This is a genomic window from bacterium (assembly GCA_022616075.1).
Taxonomy (GTDB): Bacteria; Acidobacteriota; HRBIN11; order JAKEFK01; family JAKEFK01; genus JAKEFK01.
In genome coordinates, this window is record JAKEFK010000325.1 from 1 (window position 1) to 5,625 (window position 5,625).

General features: G+C 49.6%; 5 protein-coding genes. 3 read left to right on the top strand and 2 right to left on the bottom strand.

Annotated features, from left to right (window positions below; all coding sequences use genetic code 11):
* Window positions 1–270: 270 nt before the first annotated feature.
* Together L0156_25655 and L0156_25660 are read right to left on the bottom strand one after the other, a co-directional pair.
* Window positions 271–573, bottom strand: coding sequence for a tetratricopeptide repeat protein (locus L0156_25655; GenBank protein MCI0606384.1), 303 nt, complete (start codon window positions 571–573; stop codon window positions 271–273).
* Between the two features lie 8 nt (window positions 574–581).
* The gene (locus tag L0156_25660) at window positions 582–1,154 is read right to left on the bottom strand and encodes a hypothetical protein (GenBank protein MCI0606385.1); all 573 of its coding nucleotides are present in this window, start codon (window positions 1,152–1,154) and stop codon (window positions 582–584) included.
* Window positions 1,155–1,461: 307 nt separating this feature from the next.
* On the opposite strand from L0156_25660, the gene L0156_25665 reads away from it, so the two are divergent.
* From L0156_25665 to L0156_25675, 3 genes are all read left to right on the top strand, one after another.
* Window positions 1,462–2,319, top strand: a complete 858-nt coding sequence (locus L0156_25665; protein MCI0606386.1) for a GNAT family N-acetyltransferase — start codon at window positions 1,462–1,464, stop codon at window positions 2,317–2,319.
* Window positions 2,320–2,401: 82 nt separating this feature from the next.
* Window positions 2,402–3,754, top strand: coding sequence for an FAD-binding oxidoreductase (locus L0156_25670; GenBank protein ID MCI0606387.1), 1,353 nt, complete (start codon window positions 2,402–2,404; stop codon window positions 3,752–3,754).
* Window positions 3,755–4,147: 393 nt separating this feature from the next.
* Window positions 4,148–5,380 (top strand): hypothetical protein, encoded by a 1,233-nt coding sequence (locus L0156_25675; protein MCI0606388.1) that lies wholly within the window; start codon window positions 4,148–4,150, stop codon window positions 5,378–5,380.
* Window positions 5,381–5,625 lie beyond the last annotated feature (245 nt).

Sequence of the window (5,625 nt, forward strand, 5' to 3'; positions counted from 1 at the left end):
AGGAGTCGTCGAAAATTTTTGGTGAGGTTGCAAATTACAATTTCAATCTGGTGGACTTTGCGCTCGCGCGCAATGACTCCCGCGTAAAGCGTTTTGCCAAGTCTTAGATCAACGCCTTATCGCGAAATGCTTTCGAGGCCATTGCTGCGAGCAGACGAGCACGATTTGCAGACGGATGCTTTTTCTGAGGATCCAACTGTGACGCTTTTTTGAAGTCACAGGCGCTGTCTTCAAGTCTTCCCAAGCGTAGATAGATCTCGCCTCGATTCGTTAGTGAATGTATGTCCGCTGGAAAAGCTCTAATGCAAGAGAGTAATGCAGAACAGCTTTATCGTATTGTTCGGCTTGTTGATAGATGGCTCCCAGGATGTTTTGTACATATGGATTTTTAGGATCCAGAACCGCAAGACCTTTAAAAATTGCTTTTGCCTGCTGCAATCGGCCTTCCAGAAAAAAGTTGTGTCCAACCAGTAGGAGGGAAGCGATCTGTTTCGCATCTATATTGAATATTTGAACAAATTTCAGCTTCCCCGCGCGAAAACTTTCCAGTTTACTCTTATCGATACCTGGCATCGTGGCTCCTAGGCTCTGATGAATTGAAACATGCTTGCTTTGAGTTCAAGATTCGCCTGATTCGTGGCTGACAAAGTCGAGAACATTTGCTTAATGATCTGCAGAGATGCGGGAAGCAGAGGATCCGGCGTTCTCATTTTTTCCGGAGTAAGCAATTCATTCAGAGGTTTTGGAATTGAAGGCGAAGCAGCATTGGCGCTACTGATTTTAAAACCTGCTAACGCTTCCTGAATTCCGCTTTTCAAGAAAGCATCTACTCCATTCTGAAAAGGAAAACCACGTTGCTTTAAAGTTTGCAGAACGTCCGCCATTGAAACGATCTCGCTGAATCCGGCCAATGATGCGCCGCTCACTGAGGCGGCTGCCAGATAGTCCAGCGGAGATTCGGAAAAACCTGCGGCTTGAATGCTCGCTTGCTGCGGCGCAGATGCAGAAATCGCTTCGAAGGATTCGATCGCAGAGCGAAATGCTTTTTTCTCGGCCAATTCAGTTGCTGTTTTCGCGGCAGCTTCCACCGATTCCCGGGCCGAATCAATGATCCCGATTCTATTGGATACGCGAGAAAGTTCGCCAGGATTCATATCGTTTCTCCTGAATCAAAGCGCCGCAATGGCCGTGCCAACCGGCAGTTCTTCGGTGATTCTTTGTAATGCCTTCGGAATGCAAGGGATCCGCCGATTTAGTCCGGACCGATTAGGTGGGCTTTTTTATGCAGGAACGCGAATCGATTCGCGAAATTGCGAACGCAGGAGTCTTGTTTGTTATTTGAGGCTATTTCCTCTTCGGCCGTGCTCCAATAAAGTTACGTTGGCCGGCTTCCCGGTGATGACTCAAGAAGAAAAACTTTGTATTATTTGAATTTCTATTTTTTTGAGTTAGAGAGGGTTTATGGATATTCGCTTACGACCTGCTTCCACCGATGATGCTGAAGCATGCGGCTCCATTTGTTATGAAGCGTTTAAAACACTCGCAGAACACCACAATTTTCCACCTGATTTTCCCGATCCGGAAACGGCTGCCGGAATATTGGGTCAATTGTTCGCACGCAATGATCTATATTCGGTCGTAGCCGAAGTGGACGGTAAAGTCGCAGGGAGTAACGTCCTGTGGGAGAATGCTGTTATCGCCGGCGTCGGACCGATCACAGTTGATCCACGTTTGCAGAATGTTGCTGTTGGTAGACGTTTGATGGAGGATGTGCTGCGGAGGGCGCGGGATCGGCGTTTCGTTGGCGTGAGATTGGTGCAGGCCGCTTATCATAATCGTTCACTGTCGCTTTACACCAAGCTCGGGTTTGACACGCAAGAACCTCTTTCAACGATTCAAGGCCCGGCTCTCGGTCTCGAAATACAAGGCCGTTCCGTTCGACCGGCAACGGAAGACGATCTGGATGCCTGCAACAAATTATGCGTTCGGGTGCATGGATTTGATCGCGGATCGGAAGTGCGCGATGCCACCATGCAAGGAACGGCAACCGTTGTTGAGCACAATAATCGTATTACCGGGTATGCAACAATGATCGGTTTTTTCGGTCACGCAGTCTGCGAGAATAACGAAGACCTAAAAGCGCTGATCGGCGCCGCAACGTCTTTTCCTGGTCCGGGATTTTTGCTGCCGACCCGCAATAGTGAACTTCTCCGCTGGTGTTTGGAAAATAAACTGCGCATCATTCAACCAATGACTTTAATGAGCATGGGTTTGTATAACGAGCCGAGCGGCTCTTTCTTATCCTCGGTAATTTATTGAATCGCACGTGGCGCAGGCTACACGATAAGGGGATTCTAATTTGGAAGCAAACGAACTAAGAAATCGAATTCAGGGAAATGTGGTGACCGCGACTGATAATGAGTACGAAAATCTGAGGTCGGCAAAGGGTTGGAATCAGTTGACGCCGAAACGTTATCCGCGTTTGATCGTTCAAGTCGCAAATGAGCAGGATGTAATCGAAGCAATTCATTTTGCCCGCGCGAATCAGATGAGGATCGCGGTGCGCGGCGGGGGACATAGCTGGGTCGGATTCTCGCTTCGGGAGGATAGCCTGTTGATCGATCTGGGCCGGCTGAAACAAACGTCGATTGATCCTGTGGCTCGCATTGCAACGGTTCAGCCAACTGTAACCGGTAGGGAGCTTCACAGTCAGTTGAAAACGCATGGCTTGAGCTTCCCAGTCGGACACTGCCCGACCGTACCTGTAAGTGGTTTCCTTTTGAGCGGCGGCCTGGGTTGGAATACCAGCACATGGGGACCCGGCTGCTTTAGTGTAACTGAAGCCAAAATTGTCACAGCCGATGGCAACCTGGTCACAGTAAATCAGCAAAATAACCCTGATCTATTCTGGGCGGTCCGTGGCGCGGGGCCAGGCTTTTTCGGTGTTGTGACAGAATACAAGCTAAGACTCTATCCCGCACCGCGAGCAATCACAACGAGTACTTACTTCTACCCCGTGCAGCATATCGCGGAAGTCGGTGCTTGGGCGGGAAGCATTTCCGGTCTACTACCGAAAGAACTAGAGTTTACGCTATTCATCGCTCAGGCGCCTCCCCACCTTTCTGAGCAGTGCAGATCGGAGAAGGGTTACGTAGCGATCCTGAGCGCGATCGCGTTTGTCGATACTACAAGTGAGGCAACGGCAGCGCTCAATCTCCTGGAGAGTTGCCCGGTTCTTAATCAGTGCGTGGAAAAGGAGATCATACAGCCGTCTTCGTTAGATGCATTGCTTGATCTGGGCGAAATGTTGTGGCCGAAAGGCCACCGTTACTTGGTCGATACCGTATGGACGAATTCGCCCCCTGCGGATCCCTTAGTGATTGTACGCGATTCGTTTTTGCATGCTCCTTCACCGAAATCACTGGCTGTGTGTGTGTTTTCTACGGGGGCAGAGAATAATGCTTCAACTTTACCCGATGCCGCATTCTCAATGACCGGCCGTACATTGTTCCTTTGCTATGCGATCTGGGAACAGCAGGAGAACGATGCCGTGAACGCTGCATGGCATCGCACGACGATTGCAGAACTAGAACCGTTTGCAGTAGGTCATTACGTGGGTGAGTCCGATATTGTTGCAAAGCCGACGCGTGTCGAACGATCCTTCGCGCCGGCGAACTGGCAACGCCTTCAGGCACTTCGGCTGACATTCGATCCGGACGGTCTTTTTCACGGTCACTTTAGTAGCGTAGAATAAGTTTTGCTTAGGTGGGAATAAATGAAAGCTTCACTTGGAGCATTCTTTTTTTCTGGTTGTAAGCAGCGCTGCGGTTGCAGATGTCAATTTTTACTGGGACAAGACGTATTCCTGGGGTAATATAAAGACTCCAAACGAACTGTGGGATAAGCGTGTCATGGCTGCAATCGATGCGGGATACAATACTAAGAAATTCCCTCCTGGTTTGCGGAAAAAATAGTCAGGTTGTTTGTACTGACAACCTTCATGCTTACGTAATCTGGTTGGCACTTTTCCGGCTAAAATCCGCAAATCGCCTACAGAGTTGGCAATCTCGCATGGCCTTTGCGAGAAGGAAGCTTCTGGCACCGCGCTTGCTTTAGTCTCCGTCAGACTGAAGCCACGGGAGGCTCTATGAAAATTGACAGCTTAAGAAACGGGATCATTCAAGATGAACCTACAGAGAAAACGGAATCAACACCAAAGCCTGGAAAAGTCGTTGACGAAACGCCAAAAGAACCGGTGCAGCTGCAAAGGCCCTTGCCAAAAGCGGATAGCGTTGAGATCAAGGAGAATTCAACTTATCTGGACATCATTACAGCGGCGCCAAAGCTGGATCCATCGCAAATCAATCTTGCAGCCACGCAACCGACGGCACTAAAGAATCCACCATTAATAAAAGAAGATCCCAAGGGAGGACTTATTCCGGGTGTTCCATTTCGGGAGAAAGTAGAGCTGCCGAAGACCCTTCCGGATGGCGAATCAGTCGATACCGGATTGGGAAGCGATCTCGGGATGGGAAGGACCCGAACCGGACCGAATCGGATGGGAGTTGATATGGGAGTTAGCGGAATCGAAGTGAGGAATCAATTGGACGATGCCTTGAAACTTCGACAGGGATCCCAATCATCTTCCAATCCATCCGGTGGAGGAACCTACCAACCGGTAGTTGCGGATGGAACTGGAAATCGCGGGAACTTCACAGGCAAAGCCGATGGAATCGGCCCCTTCGATCTTCCCGGCCGCATGGACCTGATCTCGGCTGAAAAAGGGGAGAAGGGAGAGAAGAGCTTCGGTGAGAAAGTCAAGGAAACGGTCCCGAAAATTGTCGAGAAGATTATTGATTTCGCTAAAGACGTCGGCGTTGACAAATTCGGAAAAATCCCGGGCACCGGCGAAGGCATGACAATTCTCGATGCGCCGGCGAAAGTCAAAGAAGTTACTGGAGATGAAAAGGATCTTGTGCGTGGAATCGCGGCCGTACTCTATCCTGAATCCCGGCTTGATCAAATTGAGGAAGCATCGAACGATAAAGAATATGTCAATCCGGAAGGTGACCAATCGACGGTTCCTCCGCAAGTAACTGATGAAGCGATGGAGAAAGTTCTGATTCGCGAGGGCGCCAATACCAAACCCTCAAACGAGGATACTTCCCTGGGCGGAATTGATGGATCGAAACTGACCGCGCCTAAAGAATTTGACAATCTACGACTCAAAATGATGACCGATCCTTTGCCCGAAAATGAGAATGCGATGCCGCTGGCCGATCTTGAGAAAATCCAGGTCATGCACGACGCAAAAGGACCGGATACGATCAATCCTGATCAAAGTGAAGGCGCAACAGGAGAAAAGGAGCCTCTCCCTTAGTAACTATTGTTTTGTGAGTGAGGCTCGGTTCCCTCGAAGCAAGTATTTTGACGTAAAGATTAATCCCGTATGCACGAAGTGGCGAACGTCCTTCATCGAGTCGTCTCCCTAAAATCTGCCCGATTGAACATCGGTATCGACGTTTATTTTTTCTTCCAGCCCGGGCCCCGAACGACGCGCCCCGGAGTTGCTCCTGTGTGCTCGCCGTTCTTAAGGACCTGCACACCATTGACAAAAACATGATG